Source organism: Collimonas sp. OK307, assembly GCF_900113705.1.
GTDB lineage: Bacteria > Pseudomonadota > Gammaproteobacteria > Burkholderiales > Burkholderiaceae_D > Collimonas.
Genome location: NZ_FOQI01000003.1, coordinates 50,158 through 69,365 on the forward strand (window position 1 = coordinate 50,158; position 19,208 = coordinate 69,365).

Annotated in this window: 17 protein-coding genes; 5 read left to right on the forward strand and 12 right to left on the reverse strand. The window is 56.6% G+C overall.

Going from position 1 to position 19,208, the window contains the following annotated elements; translation table 11 throughout:
- Positions 1-11: 11 nt before the first annotated feature.
- From BM205_RS05870 to BM205_RS05900, 7 genes are all read right to left on the reverse strand, one after another.
- Positions 12-2,489 carry a sodium-translocating pyrophosphatase gene (locus tag BM205_RS05870; RefSeq protein ID WP_092413464.1) on the reverse strand — a complete coding sequence of 826 codons (2,478 nt, stop codon included), beginning with the start codon at positions 2,487-2,489 and terminating at the stop codon, positions 12-14.
- A 260-nt stretch (positions 2,490-2,749) separates the two neighbouring features.
- The gene (gene adk / locus BM205_RS05875) at positions 2,750-3,406 is read right to left on the reverse strand and encodes an adenylate kinase (protein ID WP_092413466.1); all 657 of its coding nucleotides are present in this window, start codon (positions 3,404-3,406) and stop codon (positions 2,750-2,752) included.
- 232 nt (positions 3,407-3,638) lie between these two features.
- A complete protein-coding gene (kdsB, locus tag BM205_RS05880) occupies positions 3,639-4,406 on the reverse strand; it encodes a 3-deoxy-manno-octulosonate cytidylyltransferase (RefSeq protein ID WP_092413788.1) in 768 nt (255 codons plus the stop codon).
- A 30-nt stretch (positions 4,407-4,436) separates the two neighbouring features.
- The gene (locus tag BM205_RS05885; RefSeq protein WP_092413468.1) at positions 4,437-4,631 is read right to left on the reverse strand and encodes a Trm112 family protein; all 195 of its coding nucleotides are present in this window, start codon (positions 4,629-4,631) and stop codon (positions 4,437-4,439) included.
- Positions 4,612-5,664 carry a tetraacyldisaccharide 4'-kinase gene (lpxK, locus tag BM205_RS05890; protein ID WP_254783762.1) on the reverse strand — a complete coding sequence of 351 codons (1,053 nt, stop codon included), beginning with the start codon at positions 5,662-5,664 and terminating at the stop codon, positions 4,612-4,614. Before lpxK ends, BM205_RS05885 begins: the two co-directional genes overlap by 20 nt.
- The gene (locus BM205_RS05895) at positions 5,651-6,103 is read right to left on the reverse strand and encodes an ExbD/TolR family protein (RefSeq protein ID WP_092413472.1); all 453 of its coding nucleotides are present in this window, start codon (positions 6,101-6,103) and stop codon (positions 5,651-5,653) included. Before BM205_RS05895 ends, lpxK begins: the two co-directional genes overlap by 14 nt.
- The gene (locus BM205_RS05900; protein ID WP_092413474.1) at positions 6,103-6,708 is read right to left on the reverse strand and encodes a MotA/TolQ/ExbB proton channel family protein; all 606 of its coding nucleotides are present in this window, start codon (positions 6,706-6,708) and stop codon (positions 6,103-6,105) included. The genes BM205_RS05895 and BM205_RS05900 overlap by 1 nt, the downstream gene beginning before the upstream one ends.
- Positions 6,709-7,388: 680 nt before the next feature.
- Here BM205_RS05900 and xseA point away from each other — a divergent pair.
- Positions 7,389-8,750, forward strand: coding sequence for an exodeoxyribonuclease VII large subunit (xseA, locus tag BM205_RS05905; protein ID WP_092413476.1), 1,362 nt, complete (start codon positions 7,389-7,391; stop codon positions 8,748-8,750).
- 157 nt (positions 8,751-8,907) lie between these two features.
- The gene (gene sodB / locus BM205_RS05910) at positions 8,908-9,486 is read left to right on the forward strand and encodes a superoxide dismutase [Fe] (RefSeq protein WP_092413478.1); all 579 of its coding nucleotides are present in this window, start codon (positions 8,908-8,910) and stop codon (positions 9,484-9,486) included.
- Between the two features lie 107 nt (positions 9,487-9,593).
- On the opposite strand, the gene BM205_RS05915 is transcribed toward sodB, so the two are convergent.
- Positions 9,594-10,217: a TetR/AcrR family transcriptional regulator gene (locus tag BM205_RS05915; RefSeq protein ID WP_254783763.1), complete on the reverse strand. Its 624-nt coding sequence runs from the start codon at positions 10,215-10,217 to the stop codon at positions 9,594-9,596.
- Between the two features lie 201 nt (positions 10,218-10,418).
- Here BM205_RS05915 and BM205_RS05920 point away from each other — a divergent pair, with 201 nt between their 5' ends.
- On the forward strand, positions 10,419-11,624 hold the full coding sequence (locus BM205_RS05920) for an acetyl-CoA C-acetyltransferase (protein ID WP_092413480.1): 1,206 nt from the start codon (positions 10,419-10,421) through the stop codon (positions 11,622-11,624).
- A gap of 13 nt (positions 11,625-11,637) precedes the next feature.
- Positions 11,638-13,770, forward strand: coding sequence for a 3-hydroxyacyl-CoA dehydrogenase NAD-binding domain-containing protein (locus BM205_RS05925; protein ID WP_092413482.1), 2,133 nt, complete (start codon positions 11,638-11,640; stop codon positions 13,768-13,770).
- A 63-nt stretch (positions 13,771-13,833) separates the two neighbouring features.
- Here BM205_RS05925 and BM205_RS05930 read toward each other — a convergent pair whose 3' ends face one another.
- The 4 genes from BM205_RS05930 to BM205_RS05945 are packed head-to-tail and all read right to left on the reverse strand — an operon-like array spanning position 13,834 to position 17,476.
- Positions 13,834-14,151 carry an SCP2 sterol-binding domain-containing protein gene (locus BM205_RS05930; protein ID WP_092413484.1) on the reverse strand — a complete coding sequence of 106 codons (318 nt, stop codon included), beginning with the start codon at positions 14,149-14,151 and terminating at the stop codon, positions 13,834-13,836.
- Positions 14,152-14,201: 50 nt separating this feature from the next.
- Positions 14,202-15,368, reverse strand: a complete 1,167-nt coding sequence (locus tag BM205_RS05935) for a CaiB/BaiF CoA transferase family protein (RefSeq protein WP_092413486.1) — start codon at positions 15,366-15,368, stop codon at positions 14,202-14,204.
- 6 nt (positions 15,369-15,374) lie between these two features.
- Entirely contained in the window at positions 15,375-16,295 is a 921-nt protein-coding gene (locus BM205_RS05940; protein WP_092413488.1) for an SDR family oxidoreductase, read from the reverse strand.
- Positions 16,296-16,336: 41 nt separating this feature from the next.
- Positions 16,337-17,476, reverse strand: coding sequence for an acyl-CoA dehydrogenase family protein (locus BM205_RS05945; RefSeq protein WP_092413490.1), 1,140 nt, complete (start codon positions 17,474-17,476; stop codon positions 16,337-16,339).
- Between the two features lie 354 nt (positions 17,477-17,830).
- Here BM205_RS05945 and ugpB point away from each other — a divergent pair, with 354 nt between their 5' ends.
- Entirely contained in the window at positions 17,831-19,144 is a 1,314-nt protein-coding gene (gene ugpB / locus BM205_RS05950) for a sn-glycerol-3-phosphate ABC transporter substrate-binding protein UgpB (RefSeq protein WP_092413790.1), read from the forward strand.
- The last annotated feature ends 64 nt before the right edge of the window (positions 19,145-19,208 follow it).

The following is a 19,208-nucleotide window of genomic DNA, read 5'->3' on the forward strand; positions in this document are numbered from 1 at the left end:
CAAGCTCAGTGCTAGTGAACGCTGACTTCAACCCGCCGCGCCTGCGCGTTATCGCCGCTGCCGGTTGTTACCTGCGGTTTCTCCAGCACGATGGCGTCTTCGGCTACACCAGCGATCAGCAGGATCGCTTTTACGCTTTTGGCGCGTTCCTTCGAAATCTCCTCGTTCTTAGACGTATCGCCGGTGGTGTCGTGGAAGCCGCTGACCACCACTTTGGCATCGGCCTTGGCTTTGGCCGCATCGACGACGGCCGCCAGTTTTTCAGCGGTACCGGCCGGAGCTTCTACCTTTCCTGATTCAAAATAGACTACAGCTGCGGGCGACGCGGCCGCAGCCGCTGTAGCAGCACTGGCGTCGGCCGTGACCGCTGCGGGCGCCACCACAATTGCCGGTGCAACTACCGGCACCGGCACCAACACGACTTCCTGTCCTGTCAGCGCGCCTTGCTGCATGCCTGAAGCCGGCAGCAACGGCACCAGCAACAGGGCCACGATATTGATGATCTTGATCAGCGGATTGACCGCAGGGCCGGCGGTATCTTTATAAGGATCGCCGACAGTATCGCCGGTTACTGCAGCCTTATGCGCTTCCGAACCCTTGCCACCGTGGTTGCCATCCTCGATATATTTCTTGGCATTGTCCCAGGCGCCGCCGCCGGTGGTCATCGAGATAGCGACGAACAAACCGGTCACGATGGTTCCCATCAATAAACCGCCGAGGGCTGCCGGTCCCAATATCAGGCCGACCAGAATCGGCACTACTACCGGCAAGAGCGACGGGATGATCATTTCCTTGATGGCCGAAGAAGTCAGCATGTCGACCGCCTTGTCATACTCGGGCTTGCCGGTACCGTCCATGATGCCTTTGATGTCGCGGAACTGACGGCGCACTTCAACCACCACCGCACCCGCCGCCCGGCCGACCGCCTCCATCGCCATGGCGCCGAACAGGTAGGGGATCAAGCCGCCGATGAACAAGCCGACAATCACCAGTGGATTGGACAAATCGAATACGGTGCTCTTCCCTACCGAATCCAGCGCGTGAGTGTAATCGGCAAACAAGACCAGCGCCGCCAAACCGGCCGAGCCGATGGCGTAACCCTTGGTGACTGCCTTGGTGGTGTTGCCGACTGCGTCCAGCGGATCGGTAATCGCCCGCACCGAATCTGGCAAACCCGACATCTCGGCAATGCCGCCGGCATTATCGGTAATCGGACCGTAGGCATCCAGCGCGACAATGATGCCAGCCATCGACAGCATGGCAGTAGCGGCAATCGCAATGCCGTACAGGCCACCCAGCCAGTAGGAAGCCAGGATGGCGACACATACCGCCAGCACCGGATACGCGGTCGATTTCATGGAGACGCCCAGGCCGGCGATGATATTGGTGCCGTGGCCGGTGGTCGAGGCTTGCGCGATGTGGCGCACCGGTTTGAAATCGGTGCCGGTGTAGTACTCGGTGATATACACCATCAAGCCGGTCAGGATGATACCGATCAGGGCCGAACCCATCATCGGCACCCGCATCGGCGCCGGCAAGATCAGCCAGGTGACCACGACAAACCCGATCAGGCTCAGGATCGCTGCCCACCATAGCCCTGTATACAGCGCCGACATGATTTTCTTGCCAGGCTTGGCCTTGACCATGGAACAGCCGACGATAGAGGCCAGGATCGATACCCCGCCCAAGGCCAGCGGATACAACACCGCCTGCAATTCGGCGCCATGGATCAACAAAGAACCCAATAACATGGTGGCGATCAGGGTCACCACGTAGGTTTCAAACAAGTCAGCCGCCATACCGGCGCAATCGCCGACGTTGTCGCCGACGTTATCGGCGATCACTGCAGGATTGCGCGGATCGTCTTCGGGGATGCCGGCTTCCACTTTACCCACCAGATCGGCGCCGACGTCGGCGCCCTTGGTAAAGATACCGCCGCCGAGACGCGCAAAAATGGAAATCAGGGAAGCGCCGAAGGCCAGTCCGATCAGAGGCCGGATGATATCGTGCAGCGATAGCCCAGAAGGCCCGGCGAACGCCAGCAGCCACAAAAAGAACAAGGTCACGCCCAGCAGGCCCAGGCCAACCACCAGCATGCCGGTGATCGCTCCGCCACGGAACGCGACATCAAGCGCCGGCCCCATGCCTTTGGTCGCAGCCTGTGCGGTGCGTACATTAGCGCGCACCGAGACATTCATGCCGATGAAGCCGCAAGCCCCTGACAGCACGGCACCGATCAGGAAGCCGGCGGCGGTGATCAAACCAAGTCCAGGCAGTATCGCAATAATAATGAACAGCACCACGCCGACGATGGCAATGGTGCGGTACTGGCGCGCCAGATAGGCAGCAGCCCCCTGCTGGATCGCGGCAGCAATTTCCTGCATGCGTGCGTTCCCGGGGTCCTGCTTCAATATCCAGCTGCGCGAGACTAGCCCATAGATGACGGCAATGATGCCGCAAGCGACGGCAAACCATAGACTTGATGCCATGTTTACTCCTCCAGTTTTTTTGGTACGGCTGCACGACAAAGTAAGACAACTACACCATTTCACCTGCATCCATGGTTCCCAAATGGGTGGAGTACCGGCCAATACTGCGTAATGCATTTCTTTTCGCTGCCCTTTTTTATTCTTGGAGAAGTATCCGGGCTGGTTTGCTGCTTAGTTGTTTCTTCTGATGAATTCTAAATTAGTTTGCTGGCTAAATTTTCATTAACAAAAAGAAAAAGCGGACCGAGGTCCGCTTTTTTTTATGCTTCCAGCGCCGCAAACGCGCTATCGCGTATTTGCTCGACCGGACCGACGCCGGCGATCTTGCGATACTTGGGCGCGCCTGGCAAGCCGGCTTTGGCCCAGTCGCCGTAGTAATTGACCAGCACTTCAGTCTGCTCGTGATATACCGACAGACGCTTCTTGACGGTTTCTTCCTTGTCATCGTCGCGCTGGATCAGGTCTTCACCGGTGATGTCGTCCTTGCCTTCCACTTTTGGCGGATTGTACTTGGCATGATAAGTACGGCCTGACGACAAATGCACGCGGCGACCGCTCATGCGTTCGACAATGGCGCTGTCAGGAACGTCAATTTCCAGCACGTAATCGATCATCACGCCGGCTTCCTTCATGGCGTCTGCCTGCGGAATGGTACGTGGAAAGCCGTCAAACAAATAACCATTGGCGCAATCCGCCTGCGTCAACCGGTCTTTGACCAGGCCGATGATGATGTCGTCCGATACCAGGCCGCCTGCATCCATTACCTTCTTAGCCTCGATGCCGAGCGGAGTGCCAGCCTTGACTGCTGCGCGCAACATGTCGCCGGTGGAAATCTGCGGGATGTTGAATTTCTCTTTAATGAAAGTCGCTTGCGTGCCTTTACCGGCACCAGGCGCTCCTAAAAGGATGAGGCGCATGTTAATTCCTAAGGTGAGTTTGAATTGATTGTGGCGATGGCGCGCAGTGTGCAGCACCGTCTCCCGATATGCTTTTGCAATTAATTTTGCATGTGATTTTATTTATATCACGCTATCTTTGCATGAAACTTACCATACAATTTTACCAAACAGCCAGCCTGCGACACTATTTCTGTTGGTTCAACGCTAATTTTCCAACATTTGCGTGACGCTTTTGCATTTTCTTTGCATTTTATTCTGTACTAAAAAAACGCCTCACCCGCTCCAGATCCTCTGGCGTATCGACGCCTACCGCGGGCGCCGCCGGCGCGATATGCACCGCAATCGGGTAGCCATGCCAAAGCACGCGCAATTGCTCCAGCGCTTCTATCTGTTCCAGCGGCGACACCGCCAGGGTCGGATAGGTTTGCAAAAAACCATTGCTGTATGCATACAGGCCGATATGCCGCAACGGCAAGTAGGCAGCCGGCAAGTCTTCTCTTGACTGGGCAAAACCGTCCCTATGCCAGGGAATTGTCGCCCGTGAAAAATACAGGGCGCGCCCGGCCTGGTTCAAGACCACCTTGACCACATTCGGATTAAAGGCGTCGGCCGCAGAGTCTATCGCATGCGCCGCGGTCGCCATCGGCACTTCGCCGGTGATCTGCGCCGCGGTAGCTGCGATCAGCGCCGGATCGATCATGGGTTCGTCGCCTTGGACGTTGACCACCACCGCATCGGCGGCCAGTCCCAACGCTGCCGCCACTTCGGCGATGCGGTCGGTGCCTGACGGATGATCGGCGCGTGTCAGCCGCGCGGCGATGCCGTGCCGGGCGCACACCGCCAGGATTTCCGCATGATCGGTAGCCACGATCACCTGTGCAGCTCCCGATTGCGCAGCACGCTCGGCGGTGCGCACGATCATCGGTTTGCCGCCGATATCGGCCAGCGGTTTATTCGGCAGCCGAGTTGACGCCAGCCGCGCCGGAATGATGACGGTGAAAGGTCTGGTCGGATTCACAATATCTACAATATCCACAATATGCGCCGCCTATGCTGCCGGCGCCGCATCCGCAGCCGGACTGGTCAGGTCACGTGCCTGATCGGCCCACATGATAGGGATGCCATCGCGAATCGGATAGGCCAGCTTGTCGGCGTTGCAAATCAGTTCCTGAGCTTTCTTGTCGTAATGCAGCGGCCCTTTGCAGATAGGGCAAACCAGGATGTCAAGCAGTTGGGTGTCCACGGAGTTTCTCCAGAATTTGATGTATTTGATGAGACAGCGCGGCGTCAATCTGCGCCGTCACTGGAACGACCCAGATCCTCGGATCGTTCCTGATCGTCTCTATTTGCCGACATTTTACTGCATCCTTTTCCGTAATCAGGATGAGCTCTGCCTGCAGCGCCGCAAATGGGTTGTCGGAAAAATCATGATGATCGGGCAAGGCCAGTGTCTCAAATGCTAATCCGGCCTCAGTCAGCATCGAAAAAAACCGTTGCGGATTGCCGATGCCGGCAGCGGCGGTAATCCGCAATGCAGGGTCCCGCAAGCTGGCCAGCGCCCTCACCTGGTTCGCATCGCCGAGCTGCACCGCTTGCTCGCCAACCAACTGCATGCGGACGGTCGAAGCCGGCATCGATGCTGGAATGGTGGCCGCATTCACCACGGTAAAATCACGCCGGCGGGAAGGCGGCTCACGCAACGGCCCGGCCGGCAGCAGCCAGCCGTTGCCGACACCGCGCGCATCGAACAGAACGATTTCGATATCTCGTTGCAGTCGATAATGTTGCAATCCATCGTCCGACAGAATCAGATTGACCTCGGGGTGCGCCTGCAACAAGGCCTCGGCGGCTGCCACCCGATCGCGGCCCACCACCACCGGACACTGCGCGCGGCCGGCAATCAACAAAGGCTCGTCGCCCACTTCGGCCGCCAGCGATGTTCCGCTCACATGGCGTACAGCGGATTGTCCGGCGCCGGACTGCGCCGCATAACCGCGCGAAATCACGCCAGGCACATAGCCCGCTTCCCGCAACGCTCGCACCAGCCAGATCGTCAGCGGTGTCTTGCCGGTGCCGCCGACAAAAATATTGCCGACCACTATCACCGGTACCGGCAAGCGGGTACTGGCTTGCCAGCCGGCTGCATACAAACGGCGCCGCAGTGTCGCCACCAGGCCGAACAAGAGTGACAACGGCCACAACAGACATGCCAGCAGGCCGCGCCGTTGCCAGGCCGCGCTCAGCGTCGATTCAAGCGAAGATTTATTTGTGGCCACTAGTCTGCGCAGCAAACGTGATCTTGTCGAAACCGGCCAGACGCGCAGCTTCCAGTACATTGATCACGGTCTGGTGGGTCGCCATGGCGTCAGCATTGATGATTACCACCGGGTCGCCCGGGTTGCCTTTTCCCTGGCCGGACTCACCACCGGCCTGTGCGGCATTCTTCAGATCCAGCGCCAATGACGCTGCATCTTTCGATGACACCCGCACATTGTTGACTGCGTACTGGCCCTGCGGATTGACCGCCACGTTGATTTCCAGCGGCTGCACCATGGCCTTGTCGGCATCGGCAGTCGGCAAGGTAATTTGCAACGCTGTGAATTTGCTGTAACTGGTGGTGACCATCAGGAAAATCACGATCACCAGCAGCACATCGATAAACGGAATCAGATTGATTTCGGGATCTTCGCGACCCTTGCCTTTACGAAAATTCATTATTTGCGCGCGCCGTGAACAGTATCGACAAATTTTACAGCCTGCTGCTCCATATCGACGACGAAGCTATCCACCAGCGCCCGGAAATGGCGATAGAAAATCAATGCAGGCATGGCAATCGCCAGGCCGAAACCGGTGTTGTACAAGGAAACGGAAATGCCGTGCCCCAGTTGTGCTGGATCGGCACCGGCGCCATTGGTTGCGCCAAAAATTTCGATCATGCCGACCACAGTGCCGAACAAACCCATCAACGGCGCCAGCGACGCAATGGTACCGAGCGTGGTCAGGAAACGCTCCAATTCATGTGCAGTGGCCTGGCCTGCTTCTTCAATCGACTCTTTCATCAGGTCGCGCGGTGCGTCGACGTTACGCAGGCCGGCAGCCAGCACCCGTCCCAGCGGCGAATTGGTTTCCAGATTGGTAAGAACTTCATTATTGATCTTGCCGTTGTGATAAACCCGTATCACTTCTTGCAATAACTGCGGCGGCAAAATGCGCGGCCGGCGTAGGTAAACCAGACGTTCGATAATCAATGCGGTGGCAATGACGGAGGCAATTAACAAAAACCAGATCGGCCAGCCCGCAGCTTGAATAATGGCAAACAAAAGAAACTCCTTGGTGAAATCGCATTCAATATCGACAAATACGGATGAGGGTTCATCAGCATGGATGCAGAATGTAACTTGTTGAAGGCTTGTGAGCAAGCGCGAGCAGCGTTGCGCGATGGAAATTTTTTACCGTTGATTTCACTGCAAGCAAATGCGATGCGGAGTTCCACACATATTATGTGAACAAGATTGTGGACAACTACTTAACTCAGTTGTGAAGCCCATGATTTCAAAGGATTTTTTCGTACTGCATCAAAAACGTGCAGGCTATGCCGGCGACAGGAGGCCAAAGTTCTCCACAGATTTTGGGGATAACTTTGTGTACAAGCACACTTGAATCACACGAAGTCCTTGATTGGAAACACCTTTTCGCTACTGTTGCGAATCGCTTCAAATGCGCCTGAAACCGCATATTACGGATAGCGACGACAATTTTTCTCATCTTTCATGGTCGTTTTATCATGACCTGGTTTGCGGATATCCACAAACCCGCGCAATGCCAGAGTTACCCACAGATTATGTGGATAAGCTTGTGTGCAAGCACACTGCAATCAGGACAAGTCCTTGATTTGTTTCGCTTTTCCATTGATGTTCAGCGACCGTGCTTTACAATGTCGGCAGGCCGCCGAATCAGCCGCGAATAATCACACGCAAATCAAGACTCCCAGAAAGCCCGTATGAATTTTTCCAGCACCACCGACAACCATTCCAGCGGACCGCCAGTACTCACGGTGTCCGCTTTGAATCAAGCTGTTGCGCGCATGCTGGAACGCAGTTTTCCACTGGCCTGGGTCTCGGGTGAGATATCGAATTTCAAAAGCTACGCCTCCGGCCACTGGTACTTCACGCTGAAGGACGACGCGGCACAAGTGCGTGGCGTGATGTTCAAGGGCCGTGCCCAGCATGCCGGCTTCACCCCGCGCGACGGCGACAAGGTTGAAGTGCGGGCGCTGGTAACGCTGTATGCCGCGCGTGGCGACTACCAGCTCAACGTCGAAGCGATCCGGCGCGCGGGGGTCGGTAATCTGTATGAAGCGTTCTTACGCCTGAAAGAAAAGCTGAATGCGGAAGGCTTGTTCGATCCGGCCCGCAAACGGCCGCTGCCGCAATTCGCACGCTGTATCGGCATCGTCACCAGCTTGCAGGCGGCGGCGCTGCGCGACATCCTGAGTGCACTGGCACGGCGTGCGCCGCATGTACGTGTAATTCTGTATCCAACCCCGGTGCAAGGCGACGGCGCCGCAGAAAAGATCGCGCGCGCCATCAATACCGCTGCCGCACGCGCCGAATGCGAACTGCTGCTGGTGTGCCGCGGCGGCGGCAGTATCGAAGACCTTTGGTCGTTCAACGATGAGGCCGTAGCACGCGCCATCGTCGCCGCGCCGATGCCGGTGATATCCGGCGTCGGCCACGAAACCGATTTCACGATTGCCGATTTTGCCGCCGACTTGCGTGCCGCTACCCCTACCGCTGCCGCCGAACTGGCAACGGTGCCGCGTGCCGACTGGCTGGCATTGCTGGAGACCCATGCCGATGACCTGACTCGCGCCTTGCGGCGCCAGCTCGGCGAAGCCAGCCAGACCCTGGACTGGCTGAGCCGTCGCTTGACCAGCCCGGCGACCACCATCGCCCATGAACGCCTCAAGCTGCACAGCCTGCAAGCCAGGTTGCTACACGCCACCCGCATCCCGCTGACGCAATCGCGCTACGCGTTGCTCAACCTGCGCACGCGCCTGGCCGGACAAATCCCCAGCACAGTGGCGCCACGCAATGCATTGCTGGAACAAAGCCGACGCCTTAGCGGCGCCATGGCGATGCAAAGCCGGCATGGCCGCCAGGCGCTGGCAGCGCTGAATGCGCAGCTGGAACTGCTCAATCCGCAACGCACGCTGGAGCGTGGCTACGCCATTATCTCGGACGCCAAGGGCCATGTGATCCGTACGCCGCAGGCATTGCAGCCACGCCATGTCGTCACGGTGCAATTGGCTGAAGGCAGCGCCAAGGTCGGCATCGACAGTGTGCAGGCTACGCTCGATTAAGATCGATTTGTAATAAGTAAAGACAAGAAGAATTCGTAAGCATGCTGCATGGATCTGCTAAGCGCTTTACAATAGCCGTTCCCTGGAAACTGTTTATTTTCACTAGATGTATAGGCAACAGCTTCTTTGTTATCCCAATAAAACTATAGGACACAATATGGCACACACACTCCCGCCCCTCCCATACGCTCTGGATGCATTGGCTCCACACATCTCCAAGGAAACCCTGGAATTTCACTATGGCAAACATCACCAGACCTATGTGACTAACCTGAACAATCTGGTTCCTGGCACAGAATTCGAAAATGCAACTCTGGAAGAGATCGTCAAGAAATCTTCCGGCGGCATTTTCAACAATGCAGCGCAAGTCTGGAACCACACTTTCTACTGGAACAGCCTGTCGCCACAAGGAGGCGGCGCACCAACCGGCGCATTGGCAGATGCCATCAACGCCAAGTGGGGTTCGTTCGACAAATTCAAGGAAGAACTGACCAAGACTGCAGTCGGCACTTTCGGCTCCGGCTGGGCCTGGCTGGTAAAGAATGCTGACGGTTCGCTCGGCCTGGTGTCGACTTCCAACGCAGCCACACCGCTGACCACCGATGCCAAGCCTTTGATCACAGTCGACGTATGGGAACATGCTTACTACATCGACTACCGCAATGCCCGTCCAAAATACCTGGAAGCATTCTGGGCATTGGCGAACTGGGAATTTGCTTCGAAGAACTTTGCTTAAGACAAATTTGTTACCGTTGACGTCGATTAAGAACTGATCGACGTCACATAAAAAATAGCGCCAGCTTTACAGCCGGCGCTATTTTTTTATCCGCGAGACGGATTTGCTTAAACTTGCTCCGGCCTGGCGATCGCCCGCCACAACATTTTGAACAGTGCATTCGCCTGTAGCGCCAGCGGCTCCTTTTCGCCGCGCATCGTATGCATGTGCACCAGCCGTTCGAGGATGCCTATGAAATAATCCAGCAGGATTTTTTCATCCACCTCATCAGTCAACACGCCCTGCGCGCGGCCATCGGTCAAGGTCTTCATCAATACTTCCATCATTTCCGGTTGCCGAAAAGTGCGGTCGCGCCCCCATGCACTGATCTGCAGCGAACTCATGATGAGCTGGCTGACTTTGGGATTTCGGTCGAAAAAATCCAGCACGACCCAGAACACCTTGCGCAATTTATCCTGGCAACTCTCAATGCCCTGCAAGTGATCAAGCATGCGCGAGGCCAATATGCCCAGCCAGGTTTCCAGACAGGCAAACAACAGCGCTTCCTTGCTGCCGTAGTATTTATAAATTGTCTGCAGAGAGACGCTGGCGGCGCTGGCGATCTCGCCGAAACTGACGCTGTGGAATTCGCGCTCCGAGAATAAATCCAGCACTGCACTCTCGATCTTCTCTCTGATCAGAGGCTTGAGCAAGGCGCGGTCCAGCACGATTTTCTGTTTTTCCGATGACATGGGTTTATTGTGATTATGATATATGTGTAACGAATATTACACACTTGCATTACATGCCGGTCATACGCATCCGACAGGCCGGTTTAGAGTGAGTTACCAATTGACGCTGGCCATGGCTTTAATTACAGTGGGTAACCAGTATGCACCAGACACCAAGCAAAGTGTAATTTCAATTACCAGAACATACAAGCCGGAGACGCTATGACTGAAGCCTATATTTTCGATTCCGTACGGACCCCGCGCGGCAAAGGCAAGAAAGACGGCAGCCTGCACCAGGTAACACCGGTCAATCTGCTGGCCCAACTGCTGCAAGCGCTGGAACAACGCAACCGCCTTGACACCTCGCAGGTCGATGACGTGGTGCTCGGCTGCGTGACGCCGGTCGGCGAACAAGGTGCGGACATTGCCCGTACCGCGGTGCTGTATGCCGGCTGGGACCAGTCGGTGCCGGGGGTGACGCAATCGCGGTTTTGCGCCTCGGGCCTGGAGTCCGTCAACCTGGCGGCGATGAAAGTCATGTCGGGCCAGGAACAACTGGTGGTGGCGGGCGGCGTTGAAAGCATGTCGCGCTGGGCCATGGGTTCGGACGGCGGTGCCTGGTTCATGGATCCGCGGGTCAACCAGATCACCGGCTTTGCACCGCAAGGCATTGGCGCGGACCTGATCGCGACACTGGAAAATTTTTCACGCAGCGATGTCGATAATTTTGCCCTGCAATCGCAACAGAAAGCTGCGCGTGCCCGCGTCGAAGGCCGTTTCAATAAATCCCTGATTGCGGTCAAGGATTTGAATGGCATGGTGATACTGGATCATGACGAGTACATCCGCGCGCAAACCACGATAGAAAACCTGGCGGCTCTGAAACCGGCCTTCGAACAAATCGGCCAGATGGGTTTCGATGCGACGGCGCTGCGTAAATACACCACTGTCGAAAAGATCAACCATGTCCATCATGCCGGTAATTCTTCCGGCATTGTCGATGGCGCTGCGCTGGTATTGGTCGGCAGCAAAGAGATCGGCCAGAAACTGGGATTGAAGCCACGTGCCAGGATCGTCGCCACCGCCGTCACCGGTTCGGAGCCGACCATCATGCTGACCGGCATCGCCCCGGCCGCGCGCAAGGCGCTAGCCAAGGCCAAGATGGCGGCCAAGGATATCGATCTGTTTGAAATCAATGAAGCGTTTGCCGCGGTTGTCATGCGCGCTGTCCGCGATCTCGATATTGATCCATCCCGGGTCAACGTCAACGGCGGCTCCATCGCCATGGGACATCCGCTGGGTGCGACCGGCGCCATGATCCTCGGCACCGCGCTCGACGAACTGGAACGCAGCGGCAAGGCGACAGCCTTGATCTCGCTGTGCGTCGGCGGCGGCATGGGCATCGCCACCATCATCGAACGAATTTAACGAGAGCCAGATCATGAGTGTAAATTCCCAAAAAGATGCGGACAATATCGTCACGCTGACCCTCGACATGCCGGGACGTTCGATGAATGTCTTGAACGAAGCGTTGACCAAACCGTTCATGGACGCGATTGCCGGTATTGAAGCAGATCCCGCCATCGCCGGCGTCATCGTCACCTCGGGCAAGGCGGATTTCGTCGCCGGCGCCGACATTGAAAAACTGTTTCAGATCACTGAAGCTGAAACTGCTTTCGACATGGTGCAGGAATTCAAAGGTTTCCTGCGTCGCCTTGAATTGTGCGGCCGGCCAGTGGTGGCGGCACTCAACGGCACCGCGCTGGGCGGTGGCCTGGAGCTGGCATTGGCTTGCCACTACCGCATCGCCATCAACAATCCGAAAGCCAAATTCGGCCTGCCCGAAGTAAAACTTGGCCTGCTGCCAGGAGGCGGCGGCACGCAGCGCTTGCCACGCATGATCGGCATCCAGAGCGCATTGCAGCTGATGTTGGAAGGCAAGGAACTACGCGCCGAAGAAGCGCTGCAACAAGGAATCGTGCAAGAGCTGGCGAACGACAAAGAGGACTTGCTCGCGAAAGCCAAAGCCTGGTGCCTTGCCAATCCAAAGGCCAGGCAGCCGTGGGACGACAAGAAATTCCGTTGGCCGGGCGGCGATTCAAGAAGCCCGGGCAACGGCCAGCTGTGGGCTATCGCGCCCTCGATGGCAAGCGCCAAGACCTACGGCAACTATCCAGCTGCCACCAACATCATGAGCTGCGTGTTTGAAGGCGGCATTGTCGATTTCGATACCGGCTGCGAAATCGAATCGCGCTACTTCGTCAACTGCGCCTTGTCGCCAGTCGCCAAGAACATGATCGGCACGCTGTGGTTCCAGCTCAACGCCATCAACAAGGGCAAGTCGCGGCCGGAAGGCATTGCTCCTTCCAAAGTCAGTAAAGTCGGGATACTCGGCGCGGGGATGATGGGCGCCGGCATTGCCTACGCCTCGGCCAAGGCAGGTATAGAAGTGGTACTGCTGGATAACAGCATGGCAACTGCGGAAAACGGCAAGGACTACTCTGCCAAACTATTGGACAAGGCGATCCGGCGCAAGCAGCAAACTGCGGAAGGCAAGGAAATTTTGCTGAACCGTATCAAGCCGACCGTGGATTTCAACGATCTGGCGAGCTGCGACCTGATTATCGAAGCCGTCTTTGAAGATCGTCAGGTCAAGGCAGAGGTGACCCGGAAAACCGAAGCGTTAATCAGTGCAGATGCGGTGTTTGCATCGAATACTTCAACCTTGCCGATCACCGGTCTGGCGCAAGCCAGCGTACGCCCGGAAAATTTCATCGGCCTGCATTTCTTTTCACCGGTAGACAAGATGCCGCTGGTTGAAATCATCGTCGGCCAGCATACCAGCCAGCAAACGCTGGCGCGTGGTTTCGACTATGTGCAGCAGATCAGGAAAACCCCGATCGTGGTCAACGATTCACGCGGCTTTTACACCTCACGGGTATTTGGCACTTACGTGATGGAAGGGTTGCAACTGCTGATGGAAGGCCAGCACCCGCGCGCCATCGAAATGGCCGGCTTGCAGGCTGGCATGCCGGTTGGCCCGCTGGCGGTGCATGACGAAGTCAGCCTGTCGTTGTCGTTCCACATCCTGGAACAGACCCGCAAGGATTTCGCGGAAGCAGGCAAGCCTTTTGCCGGCCATCCGGCTGATGCGGGACTGGAAAAAATGGTGAAGCAACTAGACCGCAAAGGAAAAAAAGCCGGCAAAGGATTTTACGATTATCCCGAGAATGAAAGCAAACATCTGTGGCCCGGTTTGCAGCAAGCCTTTCCACTCGCGGCAACGCAGTTGCCGCAAAAAGACTTGATCGAACGCATGATGTTTGTGCAAGCCAATGAAGCGGCTAAATGCTATGAGGAAAAGGTGGTGCTGACTGTCGCCGACACCAATATCGGCAGCATCTTCGGCTGGGGCTTTGCACCATTTCAAGGCGGCGCACTGCAATATATCAACGCTTATGGCGTCGCCAACTTTGTGGAACGGGCGAATCAGCTCTCAGCGCAATTCGGCAGCCATTTCACGCCGGCGGCAATATTGGTGAAAATGGCGGAACAAGGCAAACACTTCGAGTGACATGAAGCGGCTCTTCATCGATGCCGATGAGGAGCCGCAGGCAACTCAGCTAACCAAGATGAATCAGGCAATCTTGCTGGCATCAAACAAAGCAGGAATCTTCTGGGCGAGCATCATGTCGCCTTTCAGTTTCAGCTTACCGCTCATGTACGCCATGGCGCCGTTCAACTCCCCTTTCAGCAACGCCTTCAAATCTTCATCCGCCATCGTCAGCGCCACGTCTGCGGTATCGAGCACGCCTTCATGCGCGGTGCATGTGCCGTGATCGATCAACAAGTACATCGGACTCGAAATATCGAATTGAATGCTTTTTTCCATATCCGCCGCGGCGACCGTATTCAAGCCTGACGGCATGAGTTTGATGATGTCGTTGACTGTCATTTCATTTCCTCTGGTTATTTAAATATTCAAATCCGTTTCAAATCACACCTTTAAATCGCACCGCTGGCCGACAATGCCGCCAAGGTGGCTTCATCCAATCCCAGCTGTGCCAACACGCCGAAAGTATCCGCTCCCAATGCCGGGCACTCGCCGCTACTACCGATCCCCACCGCATCGCTGAACTTGATCGGCAAATCCGATAAAGGCTTACCATCTTCCATCCTGATCTGGCCGCGCGCCTTGACTTGTGGATTATCCAGCGCCTCCTGCGGAGTATAAATGCCCGACACGCAGCAGTCACGGTCTGCCAGCAGCAGTTCCCATTCATCGCGCGAGCGGGTCTTGAACAATTCGCTCAGGGCAGTCCTCAGGGTTGCGCCTGCCGGCCGCGACTGCTGTGTGTCGGGCGCCAATGACATGGCGGTCAGGTCGGGGCGCCCGACAGCATTACAGAAATTGAGGAAGAATTTAGGTTCCAATGCCGCCATTGCAACGTACTTGCCATCGGCGCAGGCGTAGATGTTGTAGTTGGCCAGGCCACCGCTCAACATGTCGTTGCCGCGCGCGCTGCTCTCGCCCAGTGCGCGGATAGTGGCCAGCGATAACGTCTGTAGCGCCAGCGTGCCGTCAAGCATGCCGACGTCGACCATGGCGCCCCGCCCCGAAGCACGCGCGCCTATCACTGCAGCCAGAATGCCGAGGGCACAGGTCAAGGCGCCGCCGGCCAGATCCGCGCTTTGGAAATTCGACAGCACCGGCGCACCGTCGGCAGCGCCGGTTTGATCCAGCAAGCCGGCATAGGCGCAATAATTCATGTCATGCCCGGCCCGATCTTTATAAGGGCCAGTCTGCCCATAACCGGTCAACGCTGCGTATACCAGACGCGGATTGGCCAGCTTCAAGTCCTGATAGCCGCACCCCAGTTTATCCATCACGCCAGGCCGGAATGATTCGATCAGGACGTCGGCCTGCGCTGCCATTTTTTTTAGAATGGCGACAGCTTCAGGTTGCCGCAAATCCAGGGTAACCGACTGTTTGCCGCGATTGAGCAGAGTGAATAATTCCGGCGCCAGCGCGCGGGCGTAGTCGCCGCCTTGCGGCTCTTCCAGCTTGATGACTTCGGCTCCCAGTTGCGCCAGGTAAAAGCTGCAAAAAGGTCCGGGCAGCAAACGGGTCAGATCAAGCACCCGGATGCCGGACAAAAGCGGATTAGCCATTGCAGATCAAGGCTTACCCTGACCGAATGGCGAACCGACGCCCTGCACGATCGACATCAACGACTCGCCTATGCTCTTGGGATAGGTGACGTCATCGAAATCGCCAATCTGTTGCCATTTTTCTGCCACCTCCTCGGGCCCGAAAGCCTGCCCCTGGAAATGGTGGCCTTGCGTACGCTGCCAACGCAGCCTGGCGTGGAAACCGGCGCCGACTTCAAACAAGCTGCCATTCTCCTTGCAGCTTTCGTGACATAGATACGCCGCCAGCGGTGCGACATACTCGGGCTTGAGCGCCTCCAGCATTTGCGGCGGCATCACCGTTTCCGAAATGCGCGAACCGGCCAGCGGTGCAATCGTGTTGACCAGCACGTTTTTCGCAGCGCCTTCAATCGCCAGCGTATTCGCCATGCCGATCAACCCCATCTTCGCCATGCTGTAGTTGGCTTGACCGAAATTGCCGTAGATCCCCGCAGCCGAGGTGGTCATGACGATGCGGCCGAAACCTTTATTGCGCATATGCGGCCACGCAGCGTGCGTGACGCGGAAAGCGCCGAGTACGTGAACCCGATAGATCAGGTCCCAGTCATCCTCTGTCATCTTGGCGAAACTGCTGTCGCGCAAAATGCCGGCATTGTTGATCACGATGTCGACACCGCCAAAATGATCGAGTGCAGTCTGCACGATCTGCGTGCCGTCCTCCACCGAATCGTAGTTGGCAACCGCGATGCCGCCGGCCGCCTTGATCTCGGCTACCACCTGATCGGCGGCCGCACTGGACTTGCCGCCGCCGTGGACGTCACCGCCCAGGTCATTCACCACCACCTTGGCGCCGCGCGCTCCCAGCAGCAAAGCGTGTGCCCGTCCCAAGCCGTTGCCGGCGCCGGTGACAATCGCCACGCGGCCGTCGTAACGCAATTCATTTTCCATAGCTATGTCTTTATTTATTGAGATATTATTTATTGAGATATTTATATCGACCGAGAAATAATCTCTTTCATGATTTCATTGGTGCCGCCATAAATGCGCTGGGCACGGGCATCGATATAAGCGCGCGCGATCGCATATTCTTGCATGAAGCCGTAACCGCCGTGCAATTGCAGGCACTGGTCCAGTACCTTCCCTTGCAAATCGGAGCACCAATACTTGGCAGCAGCAGCGGCATCGACCCGTAACTCGCCAGCCACTTCCAGCTCGACGCAACGATCGACAAACACACGGGCGATCTGCAGTTCGGTTTTCATCTCTGCCAGCTTGAAGCGCGTGTTCTGAAACGAAGACACCGTACGGCCGAAGGCCTGCCTGTCGCGCGTGTACTCGATAGTCGCGGTGAGCATGGCCTCGGCATTAGCCACCGAAGTGATCGCAATCAGTAGCCGCTCCCAAGCCAGTTCCTGCATCAGCATGGTGAAACCGGCGCCGACCTGGCCAATGATATTGCTCTTGGGGACCCGCACATTCTCGAAGAACAGCTCGCAGGTATCCTGGGCCTTCATGCCGATCTTCTTCAAGGGCTTGCCCTTGCTGAAACCGGGCCGGTCGGCTTCGATTACCAGTAACGACACATTCTTGGCGCCACGCGCCTTGTCGCCGACCTTGACCGCCACCACCACCATGTCGCTGTTATAGCCGTTGGTGATGAATATCTTGGAGCCGTTGACGATGTAGTCGTCGCCATCTTCGAGCGCCGTGGTTTGTATCGCCTGCAAATCCGATCCGGTGCCGGGTTCCGTCATCGCGATCGCCGTGATCACGGTGCCGGCGGCCATCTTCGGCAGCCAGGCTTGCTTCAATTCGTCGCTGCCGTAGCGCAGCAGGTAAGGCGCCACTATGTCGGAATGCAATGGCCAGCCAATGCCCGAGGCGTTGCTGCTTGCCAGTTCTTCCAGCACGATAGTACTGAACTTGCGGTCGACTCCGGAGCCGCCATAGTTTTCCGGCATATTGGTGCACAGGAAGCCTAGTTCGCCGGCGCGCTGCCAGATATCGCGATCGACAAAGCCTTGCTCTTCCCATGCTGCGTGGCGCGGCAGCACCTCGGCCTGCAGAAAGCGGCGCAAGCTTTGTCTGAACTCTTCGTGGTCTGAATTGAATAACTGGCGTGGGATCACAGCGTCTCCTGATATTTTTATTGTGTAATTTAACTTACACTTTCATCTGTTCCAGGTCAAAAATAGCCTGAAATTGTGGTGTTTGAGAATACACCGATTTTCAAAATGAAAGCTAGAGACCTGCCTCGAACTAAAGGTAATTTTCATTACACTTATGGCGATATGTGAATCCATCCACATCCAGCCAAGGCCGTCGACAAACAACGTCTGCACGGCCACATTGATTGTGCAATGGAAAACAAACATTGCGCCGCCCGCAAGGTCACCTATAGAATCCCGCTTTATAGCGAGGCGATTGCTGTCATGCGGTCGTCATACCGATTCGCTACCATAAAAAATTTTACGGGGGCCCTGATGAAATTGAAATTCAAAGCACTTGCCATCGCCTGCATGCTGGCGACCATGAGTATTTCAGCGCATGCCACCACCGAGATATCCTGGTGGCATTCCATGGCCGGCGCTCTCGGCGATCGCGTCAACGGCCTGGCCGATGAATTCAACAAGAGTCAGACCGAATACAAGGTAGTCCCGGTGTACAAGGGCGCCTACGACGAAGCCATGGCGGCGGCAACCGCTGCGTACCGCGCCGGCAACGCCCCCGATATATTGCAGGTATTCGAAGTCGGCACCGCCACCATGATGTATTCCAAGGGCGCCATCAAGCCGGTGTCGGAAGTCATGAAGCTGGCCGGCGAACCGTTCGACCCGGCGGCCTACGTACCCGCCATCGGTGGCTACTACGCCGCGCCAAAGGGTGCCGGCTTGCTGTCTCTGCCATTCAACAGCTCGACCACCGTCATGTTCTATAACAAGGACATGTTTGCCAAGGCCGGCCTCGATCCGAACAAACCGCCAGTCACCTGGACCGAGCTGGCGGCCGACGCCGCCAAGCTGAAAGCCAGCGGCGCCAAGTGCAGCTACACTACGACCTGGCAGTCATGGGTCGAACTGGAATCGTTCTCGACCTGGCACAACGTTGAATTCGCCTCCAGGAACAATGGCTTCGACGGCCTCGATACCCGCCTCAAGTTCAACAGCCCGTTGCACGTCAAGCATATCCAGAACCTGGCCAACTGGGCCAAGCAAGGCTTGTTCACTTATGCCGGCCGCAAGGATGAGGCAACCTCGAAATTCTATTCCGGTGAATGCGGCTTGCTGACCGGTTCGTCTTCCAGCTATGCGGATATCGCGAAAAATTCCAAATTCAAATTTGGTATCGCTACCCTGCCGTATTACAACGATGTCCCCGGCGCGCCGCAAAACACCATGATCGGCGGCGCTTCGCTGTGGGTCATGGGCGGCAAGAAAACCGAGGATTACAAAGGCGTGGCCAAGTTCTTCAAGTTCTTGTCGCAGCCGGAAGTGCAGGCCAAATGGCATCAGGAAACCGGCTATCTGCCGACCACTCTCGCCGCTTACGAAATCACCCGCAAATCCGGTTTCTATGACCGCAATCCAGGCACCGACGTTGCGGTCAAGCAGATGATCACCAAGACGACCGACAAGTCGCGCGGCATCCGTCTCGGCAACATGCCGCAGATCCGCACGATCATCGACGAAGAACTGGAAAACGTCTGGACCGGCAAAATTACGCCCAAGCAGGCTTTGGATACGGCAGTGGAACGCGGCAACCTGCTGCTGGAACGTTTCGAGAAAACAAACAAGTAACCGCCAGATAGTTGTGCAGGTAGGGTGGGCAAGTTTTTTTGCCCACGCGTTAACCAAGTGAATA

Coding starts and splice junctions, on each gene's coding strand:
- BM205_RS05870 (WP_092413464.1), bottom strand. CDS start 2,489: ATGGCATCAAGTCTATGGTTTGCCGTCGCTTGCGGCATCATTGCCGTC.
- adk (WP_092413466.1), bottom strand. CDS start 3,406: ATGCGCCTCATCCTTTTAGGAGCGCCTGGTGCCGGTAAAGGCACGCAA.
- BM205_RS05895 (WP_092413472.1), bottom strand. CDS start 6,103: ATGAATTTTCGTAAAGGCAAGGGTCGCGAAGATCCCGAAATCAATCTG.
- xseA (WP_092413476.1), top strand. CDS start 7,389: ATGAATTTTTCCAGCACCACCGACAACCATTCCAGCGGACCGCCAGTA.
- sodB (WP_092413478.1), top strand. CDS start 8,908: ATGGCACACACACTCCCGCCCCTCCCATACGCTCTGGATGCATTGGCT.
- BM205_RS05915 (WP_254783763.1), bottom strand. CDS start 10,217: ATGTCATCGGAAAAACAGAAAATCGTGCTGGACCGCGCCTTGCTCAAG.
- BM205_RS05920 (WP_092413480.1), top strand. CDS start 10,419: ATGACTGAAGCCTATATTTTCGATTCCGTACGGACCCCGCGCGGCAAA.
- BM205_RS05925 (WP_092413482.1), top strand. CDS start 11,638: ATGAGTGTAAATTCCCAAAAAGATGCGGACAATATCGTCACGCTGACC.
- BM205_RS05930 (WP_092413484.1), bottom strand. CDS start 14,151: ATGACAGTCAACGACATCATCAAACTCATGCCGTCAGGCTTGAATACG.
- BM205_RS05935 (WP_092413486.1), bottom strand. CDS start 15,368: ATGGCTAATCCGCTTTTGTCCGGCATCCGGGTGCTTGATCTGACCCGT.
- BM205_RS05940 (WP_092413488.1), bottom strand. CDS start 16,295: ATGGAAAATGAATTGCGTTACGACGGCCGCGTGGCGATTGTCACCGGC.
- ugpB (WP_092413790.1), top strand. CDS start 17,831: ATGAAATTGAAATTCAAAGCACTTGCCATCGCCTGCATGCTGGCGACC.